5 protein-coding genes are annotated in these 2,996 nt (G+C 38.6%); 4 read left to right on the forward strand and 1 reads right to left on the reverse strand.

Translation table 11 applies throughout. The features are described from left to right. Positions 1-534: 534 nt before the first annotated feature. Positions 535-1,092: a hypothetical protein gene (locus F6K13_RS26125; RefSeq protein WP_124145482.1), complete on the reverse strand. Its 558-nt coding sequence runs from the start codon at positions 1,090-1,092 to the stop codon at positions 535-537. 429 nt (positions 1,093-1,521) lie between these two features. Between F6K13_RS26125 and F6K13_RS26130 the strand changes: the two genes are divergently transcribed. From F6K13_RS26130 to F6K13_RS26145, 4 genes are all read left to right on the forward strand, one after another. Next, positions 1,522-1,731, forward strand: a complete 210-nt coding sequence (locus F6K13_RS26130) for a hypothetical protein (protein ID WP_124145483.1) — start codon at positions 1,522-1,524, stop codon at positions 1,729-1,731. A 94-nt stretch (positions 1,732-1,825) separates the two neighbouring features. Further along, complete coding sequence (locus tag F6K13_RS26135) at positions 1,826-2,176, forward strand: hypothetical protein (RefSeq protein ID WP_124145484.1); 351 nt, start codon at positions 1,826-1,828, stop codon at positions 2,174-2,176. Positions 2,177-2,192: 16 nt separating this feature from the next. Beyond that, positions 2,193-2,645 carry a hypothetical protein gene (locus F6K13_RS26140; RefSeq protein ID WP_124145485.1) on the forward strand — a complete coding sequence of 151 codons (453 nt, stop codon included), beginning with the start codon at positions 2,193-2,195 and terminating at the stop codon, positions 2,643-2,645. Then, on the forward strand, positions 2,642-2,833 hold the full coding sequence (locus tag F6K13_RS26145) for a DUF6887 family protein (RefSeq protein ID WP_124145486.1): 192 nt from the start codon (positions 2,642-2,644) through the stop codon (positions 2,831-2,833). The genes F6K13_RS26140 and F6K13_RS26145 overlap by 4 nt, the downstream gene beginning before the upstream one ends. The last annotated feature ends 163 nt before the right edge of the window (positions 2,834-2,996 follow it).

Raw genomic sequence — 2,996 nt, forward strand, 5'->3', positions numbered from 1 at the left:
TAGACTGAGATTGTAATTCTCCTCTATGAAAAGAGGCGATCGCTTCTTTTGCTTCTTGAGCTATTTCCTCTCGACTAGCTTCAATCATTTGATTTTTAACAATTTCTAATAACATTTCTCTTTGTTCAATGGAAAGTTCGTTAACAATTATAAGAGCCTCTTCCAGTGTTGCCATAATCTATACTATCCTAGTTTAATTACTATTATTTTCCCTAAATTATAACTTAGTTTGGTTATATTTTAGTAGGGGACTGTTTCATCCCTTGCTTTATTAAGCTCAGACAAATTGACAGAAATGGTGAGGTAAAAGTTCTATGAATCATCCTATTCTTCAATTAAGTTTTCATAATCTAGGTTTTCTAATTATAGAAGACAATTAATCGAAAATGAAAAATAGCAATTCTGTAGGGGGTTTTAGGGGGTTTGGTCTCCAAACCCATCCTTGATATTGCATCCTGATTTATAAAAGTTTTCATCGATAATATTGAGGAACTATCAATTCTATGTTTGATCGTTGGAGGTTTCAGAGGTATTTCAGCCGCGCCATGTAATTGTGCAAGTAAGCAAAAGTAGCTTTAGATGCTCCAATGCTACTTCAATTTCTAATTGCTGATCTAGACTAAAAAGACCATAGACAGAACATCCATAGTAAGACTGAGGTTCCTGTGGAGATTTAACTACAATTTTGCATTCCATTAAAACCTCCCGTAAACGCTCCAATACCATTTCCACTTCCAGCTTTTTATCGAAAGTGAAAACCCCAGTTACAGCTATTCCTCCTTTAGATTGTGGTTTGTTTTCGGTAAGGGAAGTGTCGAGAAGTTCTTCAGGAAGTTGGGGAACGGTACTGTCACTATTTTCCCAATCAACGAGGGAGTGCCATTCTTTTATTCCTACAACTTCACATAAGCTTTGAAAATTTTTAGGGGAAATAGGTTTGCCACTAATAAAGCGTTTCAAAGTTGATTCGGAGACTTCTGCATCCCAACACCACTTCGGCTCTGTTTTATTCCAACCTTTTTTCTTTCTGGCTGTATCAATCATTTTTATGCCTTCTTCGTTAAGTTTTATTGAACTTGCTTTTCGTCCCATGACATTACATTTTTATTTTACTACTACTGCCTTTTTTTTACCATGTAGGATTACCTACTGTAGTGATACAATATCAACCTAGTACAAGATCACACTCGTAAAATTCAGCGATCGTAATCACCATCATTCTATGATTATCATTAAAAACTCTGAAGTAATGAATGTGATAATATTAGTGATTGAGGTCGCATCCTTAATTAAATGATTTAGTTCCATGACTCCAGTCTTTTGGTTAAGCTACTACTACTACTACTTATCCAGAGTCAATTACTAAATGTGTAAGAGTTAGTGAGGCAAAATCAGTTCAATATTCCCAATTCTCCCTCACTAATTCTTACCTAAAATTGAGGCAAAGTTGGACGATATTTTTCTTCAGTATTAGTTACAGTGAAAATTAAGCAACTTTACTTTTAATACTGGAGAATAATCATGAAAAATAACTTTCCAGAAAACCAAAAACAGACAACTTATACCGAAGTCCAGGAAACTAGACCCATTAATTTAATAGATAAAATTACCGACTTGGCAATCGAAAATCAAGAAGTTGGTTTGATAATTGGTAGTGCCATTGGTACTTCCATCATTATTTGCGCGATCGCCCACTCGGCAGCAAAAGTAATCCGCGCCGTTCGTGGATAAAGGTTTCCCCTGGGGTATTAACATGAGGCGACTTCCTAGTTGCCCAACTCCTATGTTTTTGCCTTTTTTTAATCTCAAAACTTCCTAATGCTTGATGCCCTCACAACCAGAAATTTACGCCAAATATGCAGATGGAACCCCAGTTTACAAAAGTCATCGACCGTCCAGAATTTCTGGACTCGATACCAAAGCAATAGGCCCTCATTCAGTGCTGCGGTGGGATACCATTAACAACAGAATTTATCAAAGACGGGAATATGACGCTAGCGGTAATCCCGTCCGCGACATCGACTTTACCAGTCCCACTTTTCCCCGCAGTGGCAGGATACGTCCTGAACATCCAGTACCGCCTCATCAACACCGTTTCTATATCAACGACCCCAAAATAGGTACTACTTCTGGCTTTGTCAGAGGTGCTGCCGAACCCTTAGAACAACCAGACTAGAACCCAAGGAGGAAATATGCGTGGAATCACCATCAGCGATCGCCAACCAAATAACAATACCTTAACAGTCAATCTCGCGGATATTCTGCAATTACTCGGCTCAAAACTTGCCAGTACAGAATGGGAAGTATTAGACATAGAATGTTTGGGAACCAATAAAAATCCCCTCCATGAATTAGCCGATACCAAAACCAGAGTCTCTGGAGACACCCTGTTACAAATAGCCAGCAACGTTACCCAAATCATCGACGGCACATTCTTATGCTACCCAGACAACGGACAGGAGCCAAATATAATCATTCGTGCGGTAGATAGCAGTGCTTACGATGTAGAAAGTAGCGATGAAACTATATTAACTAAATTACAACAACGCTTCCAACAAGTTGAAGATTTACCAGAAACAGAAACTCAGGGAGACCTAGCTCTCAATTTACAGTTTGACAGAAATGATGAGGTAAAAATTCTATGAATCATCCTAATTTTCAAACCATGAATGAATCAGAATTACGAGCTTATGTATTAGCTCATCGAGACGATACCGAGGCGTTTTATGCTTTAGCCGATCGCCTGACATCTAAACCAGGACGTAAGTTATCTAACGAAGATTTAGAGAGATCACCAGAAATTTTAGCAGAAATCAAAAAACAAAAACCATAAATCGTCCGAACGATAACCCTGTAGGGAGGTTCCATGGAACCTCCCTACAATGTGGTGTAATCGTATTGATAGAAGAAGAGATGTTGACATACTCCCGACGTTGCCCTTACCGGACCCATAGGGATTCTTCAGTCAGGGTTTCCCAGACTGAAGAATCCCTATG

Origin of the sequence: Okeania sp. SIO2B9 (assembly GCF_010672505.1) — a bacterium.
GTDB lineage: Bacteria > Cyanobacteriota > Cyanobacteriia > Cyanobacteriales > Microcoleaceae > Okeania > Okeania hirsuta.